Raw genomic sequence first — 16,847 nt, forward strand, 5'->3', positions numbered from 1 at the left:
GATAAAAACAGCCCTATCGGCAATAAGTTATGCTGTGGGAATATTGCGACCAAAATAAACTGAGAGTGTAATGAAAATAGCGATTAGTTCAACGGTAGGGGGATTTTTTACGACAAAACGAGATGTTGTTTTGGTCGATTCCTGTGATTTCAATGAAATTTCTGCGGCGGTACTTTCCGTCGCTGATATTAAAGGAGGTTATTTTAATGACATTGTCAAAACAGGATTGGAGATCCCTGTTTTTGCGGTGGTGGAGGCATATGAGACGCTGGATAATGATCTATTGTCCACTTTGCAGGGGATCTTTATGCCGGATGAACGTAATGCGGATTTTTATGGTAAACAGATAGAAACCGCTGCCAGTAAATATGAAAATATATTGCTTCCGCCTTTTTTTAGTAGACTTAAAAAATATGTGGAAATGGGTAATTCCACCTTTGCTTGTCCTGGTCACCAGGGCGGGCAATTCTTTCGACGTCATCCAGCAGGTCGTCAATTTTTTGATTTCTACGGTGAAACACTCTTTCGTTCAGACATGTGCAACGCCGATGTCAAAATGGGGGATTTATTGATTCATGAAGGAGCGCCGTGTGAAGCGGAACAATATGCCGCTAAGGTATTTAATGCGGATAAAACCTATTTTGTTCTCAATGGCACATCAGCCTCTAATAAAGTTGTTGCCAATGCATTGCTGACGCGCGGCGATCTGGTGTTATTTGATCGTAATAACCATAAGTCCAATCATCATGGGGCGTTGATTCAAGCCGGGGCAACTCCCGTATATCTGGAAACTGCTCGCAATCCATTTGGGCTTATCGGTGGTATTGATGCGCATTGTTTTGAAGAGAATTATCTGCGTCAGCAGATCAGGACCGTCGCACCTGAACGAGCGGATGAGAAACGTCCTTTCCGGTTGGCCATTATTCAACTTGGAACCTATGACGGCACGATTTATAACGCACGCCAGGTGGTGGATAAGATTGGTCATTTATGTGATTACATTCTGTTTGATTCCGCCTGGGTGGGGTATGAGCAATTTATTCCCATGATGAAGGATTGTTCTCCGCTGTTGTTGGAACTGCATGAAAACGATCCGGGTATTATGGTGACACAATCCGTGCATAAACAGCAGGCCGGTTTCTCTCAAACGTCGCAGATACATAAAAAAGATAGCCATATCAAAGGACAGGCTCATTACTGTAATCACAAGCGTTTTAATAATGCTTTTATGTTACATGCGTCAACCAGTCCGTTTTATCCCTTGTTTGCCGCGTTAGATATTAATGCCCGAATTCATGATGGAAAAAGTGGACAATATTTGTGGATGGAGTGCGTTAAAATCGGTATTCAGACAAGAAAGATGCTATTGCATACATGTGAACTGATAAAACCTTTTGTACCGGATAATGTTGATGGTCAACCTTGGTCATCGGGCAAAACGGAGAGGATGATAAACGATCTGCGTTTCTTTAATTTTGTTCCCGGTGAAAAATGGCATGGCTTTGATGGTTATACGACATCACAATATTTTGTTGATCCTTGTAAATTACTCCTCACTACACCAGGTATTGATACACAAAGCGGCGAGTATAGTGAATTTGGTATTCCGGCCACCATTTTAGCGAATTATTTACGTGAGAATGGCATCGTGCCGGAAAAGTGTGATTTGAATTCTATTCTTTTCCTACTGACGCCAGCGGAAGATATGGCAAAAATGACGCATCTGGTTGCTGCCATCGCCAGATTTGAAAAGCATATCAAACAAAATTCACCTATGCGTGACGTGTTGCCGACACTTTATCTGCAATATGAATATCGCTATCGCGGATATACGATTCGTGAACTCTGCCAGGAAATGCACGATCTCTACGTTAGCTACGATGTTAAAGCGCTACAGAACGCGATGTTCCGACAGGCCAGTTTCCCGAAAGTCGCCATTAACCCTCAGGACGCAAATAGTGAACTGGTCAAAGGTAATGTGGAACTTGTTGCGCTTTCCCATGCAGAAGGCCGAATTGCCGCAGAAGGGGCATTGCCATATCCGCCAGGGGTATTGTGTGTTGTACCAGGGGAATTTTGGGGTGGTGTGGCACAAAAATATTTCCTTGCATTAGAAGAAGGAATTAATCAATTACCCGGTTTTTCACCGGAATTACAGGGGGTTTATATTCAACAAGATTCGGATGGCATTCATCATGCATATGGTTATGTCATTAAATAACATCAATATCACAGTAAAGGAGGCGCTCTTCTCAATGTAAATCATCATATCATGTAACAGCGTGATAGGAGTGCCTCTCCTTTCCTGAGAACGGTAAGGTCAGAGGGAATATTATATGAGTACCGATACAAAAATAGGCGCAGTCAGCACGATTACAGATACTGGCGATACGAAAAATCATATTATTAATAAAGATGGATTGGGGATGCTGACACTCACGGCTCTGGTCGTGGGTTCCATGATTGGCAGCGGTATTTTCAGTATACCGCAGCAAATGTCAGAAAATGCCGGTGCTGGCGCTATTATCATAGCCTGGACAATCACCTTTTTTGGTATGTTGATGATCTCGTGGGTATTCCAGAACTTGTCGATGAAACGCCCCGATATTCTCGACAGCTTTTATGGTTATGCCAGACAAGGATTTGGCGATTATATCGGTTTGCAGGCAGCCTGGGGACATTGGGTTTCAACCTGCCTGGGAAATGCGGGATACCTGATTATTATTTTCAGCGCCTTAAGTTCATTCGCTATATTTGATTTTTTTGGCGATGGAACGACGACACCTGCGCTATTTGCAGAAATTATCCTGTTATTTTTAATTCATCTATTAGTTACACGTGGCGTAAAAATAGCTGCTTTTGTCAATACCATAGTGACTATCGCCAAAATCGTACCCATTATTCTTTTTATCATTACGGTAGTGCTATTCTTTAAAGTTGATATTGCGAAAATCGATTTTTGGGGTAGCCCGGCAAGCGGGTCGATAATAAAGCAGGTTGAGTCTACGATGTTGTATACCGTGTGGGAGTTTATTGGCATTGAGAGTGCCAGTGTTTATACTAAACGGGCAAAAAGTATGAAAGATGTCAGTCGGGCAACCTTGTTTGGCTTTTTGATCACGTTTGCCTTACTGGTGTTGGTTTCCGTTTTGTCGCTGGGGATTGTGCCACATGCTGAATTGGCGGTAATGAAGAATCCTTCTATGGCGGGTGTTATTGCACATGCTTTAGGCTCTGAAGTGGCAATGGTGATTAATATCGGGCTAATTGTTTCAGTGCTGGGATCATTACTTGTATGGATTATGCTTTCCGCCGAATATCTCAGTCTGGCCAGTGAAGGCGAAGAGAATACCGTTCCTTCTTTCTTCGGTACGCATAATCGATTTGGTTCGCCGATTCAAGCGCTGCGTTTATCCAGTGGCATTGTTTTTGTGCTGTTGATCATCGCACATTTCAATTCGGCGGGATATAACAAGATGGTGATGCTCTCCACATCCATGGCATTGATCCCTTATATTCTAACGGCGGGTTTTGCCTATAAATTGGTTAGCCGTGGTGCATGGAGTCCGACAGAACCGGCGAAAAGGTGGGATCGTTTTTTTACCCTAGTCGCAATGATATATGGCGCTTGGTTAGTTTATGCCGCGGGCATAAAATATCTACTCATCGGCACCATACTTTATGCACCGGCCATTTTGTTTTATATAAAGGCGAAAAAGGAAAAACATAAACCTTATTTTGATAAAATAGTGGATAAAGTAGTGGCATCAATTGTTGTTATTGCTGCGATGATATCTATTTACCTGATTTTCCACGGTGAACTGGTTATCTGACATTTATCAGGTAATCGTCTGAAATATAAAAATTTTATTAACTTAAATTTATTTAATTATTGTTCGTAAACAATGGTCGGGAGTTGTTATGCCTTTTAATATTAAAAATCGTCATTTTTTAAAAATGTTGGATTTTAGCCCTCGTGAAATTCATTACTTACTGGATTTAGCGCGTGATTTAAAACGCGCAAAATATAATGGTACTGAACAGCCAATGCTGAAAGGAAAAAATGTTGCGCTGATATTTGAAAAAACGTCAACGCGTACACGTTGTGCGTTTGAGGTCGCATGTCACGATCAAGGGGCCCATGTCACTTATTTGGGGCCATCGGGTTCTCAGATTGGTCACAAAGAGTCGATGAAAGATACCGCCAGAGTATTGGGAAGAATGTATGACGCTATTGAATATCGTGGTTTCAGCCAAAGCATGGTGGAAAACCAACTGGCGGCTTATACGGGGGTTCCGGTATTTAACGGTCTGACAGACGAGTTCCACCCAACCCAGATGTTGGCTGATGTTTTAACTATGTGGGAAAACAGCAGCAAACCACTGGCAGAAATCAACTACACCTACCTCGGTGACGCACGTAATAACATGGGGAATTCTTTGCTGGTTATTGGTGTAAAACTGGGGATGCATGTACGGATTGGTGCGCCCAAACATCTTTGGCCTACGGATGAACTCGTCGCTGAATGTAAACAGATTGCCGCACAAACAGGTGCAAAAATCACGCTGACGGACGACCCGATAGAGGCCGTCAACGACACAGATTTTGTGCATACCGATGTCTGGGTTTCCATGGGAGAACCAGAGTCGGCCTGGAGAGCGCGCATCGATCTGCTGAAACCCTATCAGGTTAACCGCAAGCTGATGGAGGCCAGCGGCAATCCCAATGTTAAATTCATGCACTGCCTTCCTGCTTACCACAATAAGGAAACCAAAATCGGGCAATGGGTATACGACACCTTTGGTCTCGATGGTGTGGAAGTTACCGAAGAAGTTTTTGAATCCCCAATGGCATTGCAATTTGAGCAGGCGGAAAACCGTATGCACACCATCAAGGCGATTCTGGTCGCTACCTTGAGAAGCTGAGTTTCTGTAGGGGAATCACTGTCTAACCTCCTCTGAAGCGCAAGACGAGCTGTTACCTACGGGATAAGGCTGGCAGATGCCATGATGTCTTATCCCCGGCAGAACATCGTCCGCTGATGTCAGGACAAAAAAACGATGTGATTTCCCCGGCTTGTTACCATCATTAAACGTAATGAAAGGAAAAATTATGCGCATAGTAGTCGCTCTTGGGGGAAACGCCCTGCAACGGCGCGGTGAGGTGATGACCGTGGAAAACCAGCGTAATAATATCAGGATCGCGGCTCGTCAACTGGCCGCGATAGCCCAGAGCCATCAACTGTTATTGACTCATGGCAATGGTCCCCAGGTCGGGTTGTTAGCATTGCAAAATGAAGCCTATAACCGCCATGTGGATAATCGGATAACACCTTATCCGTTAGATGTCCTGGGGGCGCAAACTGAGGGCATGATAGGTTACATGTTGGAGCAGGAACTTGGTAATGAATTACCTTTTGAAGTGCCATTGGCCACGATCCTGACACAGACGGAAGTCAATGCGAACGATCCCGCATTTAAAGACCCTACAAAATTTGTTGGCCCGGTATACAACCGTGAAGAAGCACAAAAACTGGCGAAAGAGAATCAATGGACGGTAAAAGCGGATGGTGATTACTATCGACGGGTTGTTCCCAGCCCGAAACCCATGCGGATTTTCGAATTGCGCCCGATAAAAATGTTGATGGAAAAGGGCGTCGTGGTTATTGCGGCAGGAGGCGGTGGAATTCCAACCCTCTATGATGATAGTGGTTGTAAATTGTCTGGTGTTGAAGCGGTAATCGATAAGGATCTTTCCACTTCCCTGTTGGCGCGGGCCGTGGAGGCTGATTATTTTGTTATTGCGACGGATGTGAAAGCGGTCTATGTGGGATGGGGCACGCCCGATGCGAAAGCAATCCACAGAATCCATCCGGATGAAATGGATAAAATCGGCTTTGTAGCAGGTTCCATGGGGCCGAAAGTAGAGGCAGCTTGTGAGTTTGCCCGACTGACGGGGAAAAATGCAGTGATCGGTGCTTTGGAAGATATTGAACAGATTGTAGCCGGTACGGCTGGAACGGTCATTACGGCACAAATCAAATCTACGCAATGGTATTAACCTTTTCCATAGGAGAATGTTTAGCATTCAGCATCGCATTAAGAAATCGTGCATCACGCTATTTGTTTTCCGGCGTACAGGTATTAAATAAAAGTATGCATGCGTCATGCAGACAATAATATAGCGATATTTAATACCTGCGGCGGGAACCGCCTCATGTTTGGTTTCACTTAATTAATATAATTGAAACCACTCTAACTGTGAGCACCCTGTTGCGTACTCATCAATAAAGTAGATCGTTGGTTGGCGCAATGGGTAAGTGCGAGCAGAACAGTTAAAAAATGAAGACATGGAAATAAAGCGTGCATCCACCGACAGGAAAAGGAGGGAGAACATGACATCGTATCATCAACAGCTTGAAAGCTGGCTGCAACACCTTGCTCAACGCTACCGCACTTCTCTGACGCTGCGGGATGGGGTGTGTGCGCTATGTGATGAAAACGGTGCGGAAGCGGCTGTAATTGAAGTGCCAGCGCAAAGCGATATCCTGCTATTGCATTGCCAATTACCGGTGCTGTCGGAAGAGATGAGCGAAGCGATTTCACGGTTTTGTCTGCAATTGAATTTTGAAATGAACGCCATGCGCGGTTGTTGGTTGGCGTTGGATGAGTATCAGACGTTACGCCTGTGTACGCAACACCCTGTCAATATGTTGAATGAGCAAACATTTACCGCATTAGTCGAGGGATTTATAGAGCAGGTTGACGAAGTGGGCGCGTTTTTACGCGATGTACTCATCAGAATAGATGCTGCGTGAACTGCAAGTCGTTTATACAGAGTTAATGGCCGGATGGATATTGAGCGTCGATATATATTCTATCCGGCGGGCAGTACCCCAATAATTATCACCAATCATATTCCCATCAGAGGAATAGAATAAATGCTTACCCTTTATCCTATTTTTATAAAAAACAATGTTTATTCCGTAAGAAATAAATCGTTATTCCAAAAAATGAAAATAGAGGGGGAGCCATGTTCAACAAACACGGAAAAATTACCTCTGCACACCAAACTATTGCGCATAGCGCAGCAGGAATAGAACGTGCAGAAAAGGGAATACTTCAGCAAAAAACAACTCAACACACGCCCAGGTCGGCGGCAGGCTCTCTGATTGCGGAGGGAAAACATGCCGCCACCCGTGCGGGTATTCGCCAGACATTACCTTCCGTTCAGGATGATATGCCAGCGCGTCAGCGAGGCCGCCGTAATAAGCTCTCCGGCTTGTTGCATAGTCTGCCTTTTTTTAGGAGAAAGCACGCCGCGCCAGAGCAGGCCAGCAGGCCTGACAGCGCGCAGAAACCGCGCGACAATACATTACTGGCGAAAATGATGGCCGAGCGGCCAACGGATTTGCTCCGGGAGTATGCCGAGCGTCCGGCCAGGGAGGAGATACGACACTATCAGCACAACTTCACTCAGGTGCGGCAAAACATTCTTAACAAGATTGGACAGAGTTCATCCACGGCGGAAAATGGCAGTAATGCCGCTCCCGACTCTTCTCTCTACCATACGCCGCATTTGTCGCCGTCATCGTCTGGCTATATGTCCGCCGAGACGTTTGATTTGCCGCCGCCGGGAATGGCTTATAACTCACGGTTTGACGGTGATGTCACATCGAATCAATCGCGGCGCCAAATGGCGGAACCCCAGGCAGGCAAACTGCCGCACGAGGTGGCGCGGCGTGAGCGGTTGTCCCAGCGTGAAACATCTGCTGCCAATCAACCAATTTCCAATCAAGTAGCCCAGGGGGAACCACCCCATCAGCGCGAAACGGCAGAACGGCCATCTGGCGCAGGCTATTCCTCGCAACCGCTGGATCTGAACCTGGACGGCAAAGGCCGCCTCATGGTGGCGGAGACAGTCTCTCCGGCGATCCGCACGCTACTGAACGAAACATTAGGAAAGGACAACCAGCGGTTTCTTGCCCACACCGAGTATGAGACAGACGAAGGCGATCGGCGTCATCTGCTGCTGGGCCGCGAGGGCAAGCTGTTTGCGCTGAAAAGCTCAGAAAACGCCAGTATCGCCCTGCATTCCAGCGTGCCTGACGCGGAGAAAAAAATGCTGGCACAGGCTGCAAAAGGCAACGCCACCTATAGTCTGCACGTGACGCCGGATGGCGAAAGCGTCAGTGTGAGCGCAAGGGATAAACATCACACTGACGGCGCGGCGCAATCGACGCTGCTATTGCCGGGGCGGCTGCATGAGTCGCTGCTGACCGGGAGCTACCGTCAGCCCGCCACGCAGGTAAACCCGTCAGGGGAGCAGGTTCGTCTGCACGAAGGAAAATTATATGCGTTGAACGAAACGCTGGGCGTATGGCAAAAAAAAAGCGATATCACGTTCAATATACTGTCCGCGCAGGCGGACAACAAACTCTATGCGGTACAGGATCAGCACCGACTGCACAACCTGACGGACAACGTGCATTCTGAGATATTTACCGATGACATTGCGGCTTTTGCGGTGAATAAACGCGGTCAGGTGGCGGTGCTGACGGATACCGGCGAAAGTACCAGAATGTATTTTATGCCGTCGCTGGACGCGCCTGCGGATCAACGAATTCCAATGACGCTGACGTTGGCTAATCCGTCATTGGCGCTGGAGCGCGGTAGCGAACATATCGAAGCGCAAACCCTCGGTATGACGGATAACCAATTCTATGTTACCGATAGCGAGGGTAAGCTGTTTGTCGGGAATTATTCACATCCCGGCCAGCCTGAACTGGCGGTGGAGCCAGCGCGGCAACCGGCGCTGGAGCAGGCTTTCTCGGAGAATTATCAGATCGGCGGCTTTGTCAGCGATGAGCATGGCCGGTTGAACGCGCTGGTAAAAGACCCTCTTAAACAAATACACGCTTGCCCGCTGGACGAGGGGGGGCAGTTCCGTCCCGGCTGGAACCTGAGTGATACGCTGGTGCTCGATAACCAGTTGGGCCTGACGCACATTCAGCCCAAAGAACTGGAAACCGTCGATTTGAAGCATCTGGGCAAGCTGACGTTGCAAGATGACGCATTATTTTACCTCGATAAACTTACCCAGGCCTGGGCCAAAGCGGAAGGCGGGTGCGATCAGTTAAAGAAAGGCGTGGACGGTCAGGCTTACGTACTGAAAGGCGGCGAAGTCAGAAAAGTCAATATTACCGTGAATAGCGGTGGCTTCAGACAGGGAGCGGATAACGTTTTCTCGCTTGCGCAAGTGCGCAATAAACCCTCTTCCGGCGGCGGTCTCTTGCCGGATGCGAAGCCCGACAACGCCGTAGCGATGGCGGTAATTAATCCCTATAAATTCCTGCTGTTGTCGGATAAGGGCGATATCCGCTTCCATCAGGCAAAACCGGAAACCCGGCAGTCACTGTACCCGGCGCAGACATTGCCGAAAACCGGTATGCGCGGCGAGGTTAAGGATATCGTGCTCGATCGCAGTCAGAATCTGTACGCGTTAACTCAACAGGGTGAGATCTTTACCCTGGCGAAAGCGCAGTGGCAGCAGCCGTCCGACGTACAGGCTAAGGCGGTCTGGCAGGCGGTATCGCTACCGGGCGCAAGCGCCGGTGGCATTACCCATATTCAGAATGATGACGCTGGACACCTTGTCGTCGCACGGGATACGGATTGTCATCAATGGAACGGCGACAACTGGCGGCCATTGGACAGCACGAAGTCGGCGAAAGCGTCAGCGCCGGAAGAACTGATGAAACAAACCGTATTTGACCGATTAGGGAAAGCGACGAAGCGGCGTCTCATACCAAAAACCGGCGTTACGGTACAAGGCTCGGCTAATGTTGGCGGTTTTATTGGCGCGGAAAGTAAAAAGGTACAAAGCAAGTTTTCCGCACGTCTTAGCGCCCATATGTTTTCACCGACGATGGGAACGCCCAGGCCGATCAAAAATCTGGCTTATGCCGTTCAACATCAGTGGCAGGGGCGTGAGGGGCTTAAACCATTGTATGAAATGCAGAGCGCTTTATTTAAACAGTTGGAAGCGGGAAATATACATAAATCCGGCATTGCCGTGGTGCCCCATGATGCGGATACCGTGGAGAATTTGCATATCCGGCTGGAAAAGCTGGATCTGGGGGAGAAAGGAAAAGAGGTGGTTGCGCTGTTGCAAGATTTCCGTGATGAGCTGGAGGATAGCGCACTGCATACCGCTACTCGTTTGGGACAGCAACAAGGCGTCGTAACGCTGAATGGAGGACTGAATGATAAGTTCAAACCCTCCGTACTGAAACCGATAGTGCAGTCACTGAATCCGCATCGTTCCGGTCACGATCTCAGCCACGCCTTGTTGAACGCCTGGCGGGCCATGCCGATAGCTAAAGAGAGCAAGGTCGAAAAGCTACTGTCTGGATTCGTCGACAAGCAAGCCAATATAAGCCATCAGAAAACGGATATGTCGCGCCGGCGCGATCCCAACGATCAGGGGTCGCTGCTCAAATCCCGCCTGATTCTGGATACGCTGACGCTGAAAAATCTGTATCAACTGGTGAGCAAGGCGGAACTGCTGTCGGGCAAATCGGCTGATGAGAGCCAGATAAAGCAACTTCAGCATGAGATCGTGCAGTTGCGCAATCATCAATATGGCGAGAATCCGGTCAAGCAATTTACGGATATGGGCTTTGTCAGCGATCGGGCGCTGGAAGCCGATTATGATACCGTTAAAGCGTTTCTGAACGCGTTCCGTAAAGAAGATCACGGGCTCAATGTGACATCCCGCACCGTACTGGAGGCGGAAAACCAGACGCAACTGGCGTCGAAAATTATCGACACATTGCAGTCGCTGGAAGATGAGGAGTTCCTTATTTTTGAACGTAATTACGGTGCGGGGGCCAGTTCGTCCTATGTCCTGTCGCCAAAGGCGCTGCCGATTCCAATAATACCGGGCGCGAGCGTGGAGTTTAACAGAACCTACGGACTCTGCCTGACACGTATTGGTAACGATTTTCTGGTCGAATTCGACAGGAGGGGCAACACCAACGGAAGCCTTTTCGTAAACACAGGGTTTAATCTTCTGCCGGAACTATTGCCGGATAACCTCAAAGAAAAAGCGGGCGCTATCGCTTTCAATAAAGAGCACAGCCTTTCGCCGGACCTGCGGGCCAATGGCACCCTGAGTGGAACGTTGATCGGGGGGCCGAAAAACGGCTTGTATTTTTACTTAACAAATGACGAATTACCGGATTTCGTCAACGGGCTAACCCAGGGAACGCTGAACCCGGTGGATGTGATGACCAAAGGGATTAAACATCGGGTGATGGAAGGCAATAAACTCGGCTTTAGTCTGGATGTCAGTGGTGCGCTGGACGCACGCGCCGCCATCAACCTCACTAATAACGGCGCCGAGCCGACTTCGATTCTGGCGCGCCTGGCAGTGGGCGTTGGCGGCGGAGCAACGCTGATGTCGGTTAACCGCGAGCGGGCCTCCGAAGAGGGCGGGACATCGACAGCCGTCAGTAATAAAGATAGCCGTTTACGCTTTCTCAACCAGGCCAACGTGGATGCGCATGCTTCTGCCATCCTAGGTATAATGCGTAATGTGAGCGAGGATCCGCCGGGGATGTTGCCGTTCTTTAGCTCGGTTTCTGCGTCAGTCGGCGCCAGTGTGAGCAAATCTGCCAATAAGCGTTTGGATGTGTTGATGAAAAACGCCGAGCCGCTGACTGAGGATAACGTCAATGATCTTGTCAATTTGATAGGCACGCATTTTAAAGACCAGATCAGTCGCCAGGTTTTGGCTGCGTTGAAGGATGTGTCGGATATTGGCGAGAAGCTGACCATTTTGCATAAGCATTTCAACGGTCAGGAGATTAACAGCGACGAACGCTATGCAGTGGTCAATAAGATCAAAGCGTCGTTGTTTGAGCACCAGGCCGCCCAGAATGGTGAAAAAATACTGTCGAACGCAAGATTAAGGGCGTATTACAGTTGGGTGCCGAGTCTAAACCGCGAGGGTTTACCCCACTACCTGCATCGGCAGTTGGATTCCGCCCTGGCGCCGGATAACGCCAAGCGCATAAAAACGCTGATGGATTCCACGCCGGAAATTAAATCGATCCTGGACAAACTGAGAAAAGACACGCCCATGCTGTTCATAGTCAAACTGGAGTTAAAAGAGGATATCAAACAGCAGATTCTTGATGGGATACATCATAAAGAGATGGATCAGCAGACTGTTGTCCAGATGTTTGATGACCGAAATAATCTGAGGCTGGGCAGCATTATGTTTTTCCAGACACTGGGTAAAAGAGAGGGATTTATCACCCCGGCGTTGATTTTCGGAGGCAGCAGCAGCGCCACTGTATCCCTGACAAAAAATACTGGCACGATCGGCCTGAGATATGGAAGGGAGCAGGATGTGCCAATCGAATTTGTGTTGGAGGGGGATATGGCTAAAGCCAGTTCCGGCGTGGCCAATGCGATGCATCAGCTAAAAAACGAAGGCATGGAAATGAAGGGGTAGTACACCGCTCAGAAAGACGTTTTGCTGAACAGGCCATTAATCCAACTCGTTTTTTTCCGCAAAATACGGCAGGGAAGCCGAATTTCATCTATATAAATCATGGTCGGGATCTGGTCGTTCTGCATTGATGAGCCACGGGCCAGCCCAGGTAATAGCATGAATATTTTTCAAGGCGCTACTCCTTTTAGTGGTTGTGGGCAATTGTTTTGTATTGGAGCAGGTCTTTTGGCGGAGACACCGTAAAACGGTGAATAGAGAATATATGGAATATTACTGCTTAGTGTTAATAAAATTCATCATTGGATTTTGTATTGTGATAACGCATCTCAATCTTTCAGGAAAAACCCAACTGTCGCAAATGACGCCTGTTGATTTTATCGGTAATTTCGTCCTCGGGGGAATAATCGGCGGGGTGATTTACAGTGACAGCATACCGCTTTATCAATATGTCATTGTGTTATTTATCGGCGTTGGACTGATATCGTTGCTGAATGCCATCACAAAGCATGTTCATTTATTCCGCGCAATAGCTATCGGCAATCCGCTTCCTATCGTTAAGAAAGGGCGTTTTCTGATGGATAATATTCTGCGTAAGAAAAATAAAATCGATATTTTGAATGTCGCTTCCCAACTGCATTCGCAGGGAATCAACTCTTTCCAACAGGTAACCTTTGCTCAAATAGAGCCAGATGGTCAACTGACCGTGGTGTGTGATAACGCGAAAATGCCTTCTGTCATTATTATGAAAGACGGCAAAGTCAGGACAGATGAGCTGGAGCAAATAGAAAAAGATGAAGATTGGCTTAAACAAGAGTTGAAGAATCTGAGCCTTAAGCAAGAGGATATCTTCATTGCCGAGTTCTGGGATGGGAAGGTCATGTTTATCATGCAGGATGGCGAAATAGTGAAGTGATTCAGCGCCAATTCAAGAGGGCTACTCACCATGCAAATAAAACGTTAAAATATCCGCCGTTGGTAACACCATCTTTGATTTTATTGGCTTTTTACATAAATTTTATTATTTTCAGGAATTTTATCATGCAACAGCTACCTAACTGTCCTAAATGTCACTCTGAATATACCTGGCAGGATAATGCATTACTGAACTGCCCTGAGTGTGGGCATGTATGGGCAATTGACGGTGAGTCGGTTGTTCAGGAGGAAGGTCTGATCGTTAAAGATGCCAATGGCAATTTGCTGGCGGATGGAGACTCAGTGACGGTGGTTAAGGATCTGAAAGTGAAGGGAAGTTCTTCAACGCTAAAAATCGGTACACGGGTTAAAAGCATTCGCCTCGTCGAAGGCGATCATAATATTGATTGCAAGATTGATGGTTTTGGCGCCATGAAGCTGAAATCTGAGTTTGTGAAGAAAAACTGATGGTAGAGCACCCTGGCTCCCGGCGGAAGCAGGGTGCTTCACATCAGGCCGGGATTTACCATAGCAGCTACACTGTTTTTATCTTTCTGTTCATAACGGACATCCCATGCGTCATTTGGTTATTCTCTTTTCACTGCTTGCTTTGCTCTGTGCCTGTAGCAGTAAGCCGACGCCTCCCCCTTCTCCCCAAGCGCCCCAGGGCAATCCCTTTAAAGGCGGTTTCCTGCTTGAACCCGTCCATACGGGGAATTCACTGAGTGGCGATTTTGCTTTCAATCCGGCGACGAGCCGCTTTGTTGACAAAATGGTGAGTGAACACGGCTTTGACCGCCAGCAGTTGCATGATGTATTGGCTCAGACGCAGCGGCTGGACTGGGTGCTGCGTCTGATGGATAAGCAGGCGCCAACCTCCAGACCACCATCAGGCCCTAATGGCGCCTGGAACCGCTATCGTAACCAGTTCATCACCGCGGATAACGTACAAAACGGTGTGGCTTTCTGGAATCAATATCAAGACGCTTTGCAGCGTGCCTGGGAAATATACGGTGTTCCTCCAGAGATCATTGTCGGTATTATCGGTGTTGAAACCCGCTGGGGGCGAGTGATGGGCAAGACGCGCATCATCGATGCGTTGGCGACGTTGGCTTTCGACTATCCACGCCGTGCCGAGTATTTTACGGGCGAGTTGGAAACCTTCCTGCTGATGGCCCGCAATGAGGGGAATGACCCACTCAGCTTGCGCGGTTCCTATGCGGGCGCTATGGGCTACGGTCAGTTTATGCCTTCGTCGTTTAAGAAATATGCGGTTGATTTTGACGGTAATGGCCATGTCAATTTGTGGAACCCGGTAGATGCAATCGGTAGTGTTGCCAACTACTTTAAAGCTCACGGCTGGATCAAAGGTGGTATCGTGGCTGTACCGGCAATCGGTCAGGCGCCGTCGCTGGCTAATGGCTTCAACACGCGCTATTCCCTCTCTACGTTACAGGCTGCCGGGTTACGGCCACAGAGCACGTTAGGTGGTTATCATGAGGCAAGTCTGTTGCGCCTCGACATCGGCAGCGGATATCAATACTGGTACGGTTTACCCAACTTTTACACCATTACCCGTTATAACCACAGCACCCACTATGCTATGGCGGTGTGGCAACTGGGGGAAGCGGTCAACCGCGCCCGGCAGGGAATGGCTTACTGATATTCAATGCAGTTTCTGCCCTGACTCTTTGCCTTATAAAGTGCGGCGTCGGCCGCACCATAGAGCATGTCAAAGCAGGTTTTTTGCGGCGCCCAACTCACGCCGAAGCTGGCGGTTACGACGAGATTAGGTAAAACATTCAGCGGCGTGTTATTCAGGCTGAAATGGATCTTTTTTGCTATGGCGACGGCCTGATCAAGGGTAGATCCATCCAGCAGAATGGTAAACTCTTCGCCACCCACCCGGCCAACGTTGCCTGTTCCTTTGAGTACTTCCCGCACTCGTGACATTAACGCGCATATTACCGCATCCCCGGTGGGGTGGCCGTAGGCGTCATTAACCCGTTTGAAGTGGTCGATGTCCAGGACGATAAGCGCCGCCTGATTACGTTCCAGCGTTTGATTAATGCGTTCAATGATAGCGCCGCGGTTGTAAACGTTGGTCAGCGGGTCGTGGCTGGCTTTGTATTCCAGTTCAACCGCCAGTTTGTGCAATTGAGTATTCAGGCGGTTCAATTCTTTCTCTGCGCGGTCGCTGCGGGAAATCAGACGATGAGATTCCCGAACCAGACGCTGGTAGTGCTCGGTCAGCGCCAGCAGCGTATCCCGGTAGACCTCTGCTGGCATATTTTGCTGGTTAGCGACATTGCGAGCCGCGAGCAGAATGTCATATTCAGGCGTGAATAGCTCAAAAGTACTCATAGGTGGCTTACTCCATGATATGGCTGTGGAAATCGAGCGCTGGAAAGTCGATGTGCAGCTCTTCACCGAATTCTTCTGCAATATCATCGTCCTTGTCGTAATACCAATGTAAAGCAATAGTCAGAGACTTTTCCGCCGCCTGATTCAGCTCATTGAACAGGCTGAACAGCATTTTGGTGCTGGAGCTGTTGAAATAAACCAGGGAAACATGGATCTCGATGGCGGGAGGCAGGTTTTTTGTGATGAAGTCGTTTGCCTCTGTTACATCGTTTCCGGCAGTTAACAGATGGAGATAATCCTGAATCTGTGCAATTAGCGGGCGGTAAAACGCTGCTGCGTTTTCAGGGTAGGATTCTCCCGACAAGGAAAGCCGGTGAGCATCAAACTCAAAATTTACAGTCGGTGTACAGGGCGTCCCTGCGATATGGAGATTGTCCATGTTTATAGTTTTTGCCATTTCAAATGATCGCCTTCAGATAAAACGTCGACAACCCTGTAGATACGTCAGCCCGAAAGGTGAACTGGAGTGGCTCGCTGGCATCGCGTGCGACGGTCAGCAGCCCCATATCAGCGCCTTTGCTCCAGGGCGGTGTTTCGTCGCGCAGGGAGGCTTTATAGGCGAGCTTGATTTCATCGAGTGTCATATAACGTAATGGTTCAAGACGCCCGCGTAGTTTTTCAATATCGTCGGGGTGGACTTGATTCGCGCAAAGTAAGAAATATTTCCCGTTTTCATAACCGATACACACCGAACCGTGACGAACCTCATTAGGTTGGTCGACGACAGTTAAATGGGCCGCAGAATATCGGGTGATGTTCTGCACCATTTCAATAAAGGCAGAAAAGAGTTTCCGGCGGATCCCCGCAGGAACCTGTTGTTTTTCAAGCTGCAATCGTACTGTTTCCGCCAGTGAACTGATCAGGTTTTGTGAAAAATAACCTACGTAATACAATGTAATATCACGCTGATGCGTGGTGTCGAAAAATTCGGCGTATTTAATCTCTGGCATAATCCCGCGTCACCTGGTTGTATCAATGTTGATCGCCA

Annotated in this window: 12 protein-coding genes; 9 read left to right on the forward strand and 3 right to left on the reverse strand. The window is 48.2% G+C overall.

The window, feature by feature from the left end:
- The first annotated feature begins 70 nt into the window (after positions 1-70).
- From speF to mltB, 9 genes are all read left to right on the forward strand, one after another.
- Positions 71-2,221: an ornithine decarboxylase SpeF gene (gene speF, locus BIY29_RS01115; RefSeq protein ID WP_121572992.1), complete on the forward strand. Its 2,151-nt coding sequence runs from the start codon at positions 71-73 to the stop codon at positions 2,219-2,221.
- A 115-nt stretch (positions 2,222-2,336) separates the two neighbouring features.
- On the forward strand, positions 2,337-3,833 hold the full coding sequence (locus BIY29_RS01120) for a basic amino acid/polyamine antiporter (RefSeq protein WP_121572994.1): 1,497 nt from the start codon (positions 2,337-2,339) through the stop codon (positions 3,831-3,833).
- A gap of 88 nt (positions 3,834-3,921) precedes the next feature.
- Positions 3,922-4,926: an ornithine carbamoyltransferase gene (locus BIY29_RS01125; RefSeq protein ID WP_121572996.1), complete on the forward strand. Its 1,005-nt coding sequence runs from the start codon at positions 3,922-3,924 to the stop codon at positions 4,924-4,926.
- A 187-nt stretch (positions 4,927-5,113) separates the two neighbouring features.
- Positions 5,114-6,061: a carbamate kinase gene (gene arcC, locus BIY29_RS01130; RefSeq protein WP_121572998.1), complete on the forward strand. Its 948-nt coding sequence runs from the start codon at positions 5,114-5,116 to the stop codon at positions 6,059-6,061.
- A 334-nt stretch (positions 6,062-6,395) separates the two neighbouring features.
- A complete protein-coding gene (locus BIY29_RS01135) occupies positions 6,396-6,818 on the forward strand; it encodes a type III secretion system chaperone (protein WP_121573000.1) in 423 nt (140 codons plus the stop codon).
- A gap of 215 nt (positions 6,819-7,033) precedes the next feature.
- On the forward strand, positions 7,034-12,523 hold the full coding sequence (locus BIY29_RS01140; protein ID WP_121573002.1) for an AvrE-family type 3 secretion system effector: 5,490 nt from the start codon (positions 7,034-7,036) through the stop codon (positions 12,521-12,523).
- A gap of 262 nt (positions 12,524-12,785) precedes the next feature.
- Positions 12,786-13,436: a DUF421 domain-containing protein gene (locus tag BIY29_RS01145; protein ID WP_121573004.1), complete on the forward strand. Its 651-nt coding sequence runs from the start codon at positions 12,786-12,788 to the stop codon at positions 13,434-13,436.
- 125 nt (positions 13,437-13,561) lie between these two features.
- Entirely contained in the window at positions 13,562-13,903 is a 342-nt protein-coding gene (locus tag BIY29_RS01150; protein WP_121573006.1) for a zinc ribbon domain-containing protein YjdM, read from the forward strand.
- Positions 13,904-14,009: 106 nt separating this feature from the next.
- A complete protein-coding gene (mltB, locus tag BIY29_RS01155) occupies positions 14,010-15,098 on the forward strand; it encodes a lytic murein transglycosylase B (protein WP_121573008.1) in 1,089 nt (362 codons plus the stop codon).
- Here the strand turns inward: mltB and BIY29_RS01160 are convergent.
- From BIY29_RS01160 to BIY29_RS01170, 3 genes are read right to left on the reverse strand one after another with little or no spacing between them, the layout of a single operon-like run.
- Positions 15,092-15,799 carry a GGDEF domain-containing protein gene (locus tag BIY29_RS01160; RefSeq protein WP_121573010.1) on the reverse strand — a complete coding sequence of 236 codons (708 nt, stop codon included), beginning with the start codon at positions 15,797-15,799 and terminating at the stop codon, positions 15,092-15,094. The two genes, mltB and BIY29_RS01160, sit on opposite strands and share 7 nt — an antisense overlap.
- Before the next feature lie 7 nt (positions 15,800-15,806).
- On the reverse strand, positions 15,807-16,256 hold the full coding sequence (locus BIY29_RS01165) for a DUF1987 domain-containing protein (protein WP_205680291.1): 450 nt from the start codon (positions 16,254-16,256) through the stop codon (positions 15,807-15,809).
- Position 16,257: 1 nt separating this feature from the next.
- Positions 16,258-16,812: a SiaB family protein kinase gene (locus BIY29_RS01170; protein WP_121573012.1), complete on the reverse strand. Its 555-nt coding sequence runs from the start codon at positions 16,810-16,812 to the stop codon at positions 16,258-16,260.
- Positions 16,813-16,847: the final 35 nt, after the last annotated feature.

The sequence above is a fragment of the Brenneria alni genome, from assembly GCF_003666245.1.
In the GTDB taxonomy this organism is placed as follows: Bacteria; Pseudomonadota; Gammaproteobacteria; order Enterobacterales; family Enterobacteriaceae; genus Brenneria; species Brenneria alni.

What these genes read in the sequence shown, in the direction of transcription:
- BIY29_RS01120 (WP_121572994.1), top strand. Translation starts at nt 2,337, where the DNA reads ATGAGTACCGATACAAAAATAGGCGCAGTCAGCACGATTACAGATACT.
- BIY29_RS01140 (WP_121573002.1), top strand. Translation starts at nt 7,034, where the DNA reads ATGTTCAACAAACACGGAAAAATTACCTCTGCACACCAAACTATTGCG.
- arcC (WP_121572998.1), top strand. Translation starts at nt 5,114, where the DNA reads ATGCGCATAGTAGTCGCTCTTGGGGGAAACGCCCTGCAACGGCGCGGT.
- BIY29_RS01160 (WP_121573010.1), bottom strand. Translation starts at nt 15,799, where the DNA reads ATGAGTACTTTTGAGCTATTCACGCCTGAATATGACATTCTGCTCGCG.
- speF (WP_121572992.1), top strand. Translation starts at nt 71, where the DNA reads ATGAAAATAGCGATTAGTTCAACGGTAGGGGGATTTTTTACGACAAAA.
- BIY29_RS01145 (WP_121573004.1), top strand. Translation starts at nt 12,786, where the DNA reads ATGGAATATTACTGCTTAGTGTTAATAAAATTCATCATTGGATTTTGT.
- BIY29_RS01135 (WP_121573000.1), top strand. Translation starts at nt 6,396, where the DNA reads ATGACATCGTATCATCAACAGCTTGAAAGCTGGCTGCAACACCTTGCT.
- BIY29_RS01165 (WP_205680291.1), bottom strand. Translation starts at nt 16,256, where the DNA reads ATGGCAAAAACTATAAACATGGACAATCTCCATATCGCAGGGACGCCC.
- BIY29_RS01150 (WP_121573006.1), top strand. Translation starts at nt 13,562, where the DNA reads ATGCAACAGCTACCTAACTGTCCTAAATGTCACTCTGAATATACCTGG.
- BIY29_RS01125 (WP_121572996.1), top strand. Translation starts at nt 3,922, where the DNA reads ATGCCTTTTAATATTAAAAATCGTCATTTTTTAAAAATGTTGGATTTT.
- mltB (WP_121573008.1), top strand. Translation starts at nt 14,010, where the DNA reads ATGCGTCATTTGGTTATTCTCTTTTCACTGCTTGCTTTGCTCTGTGCC.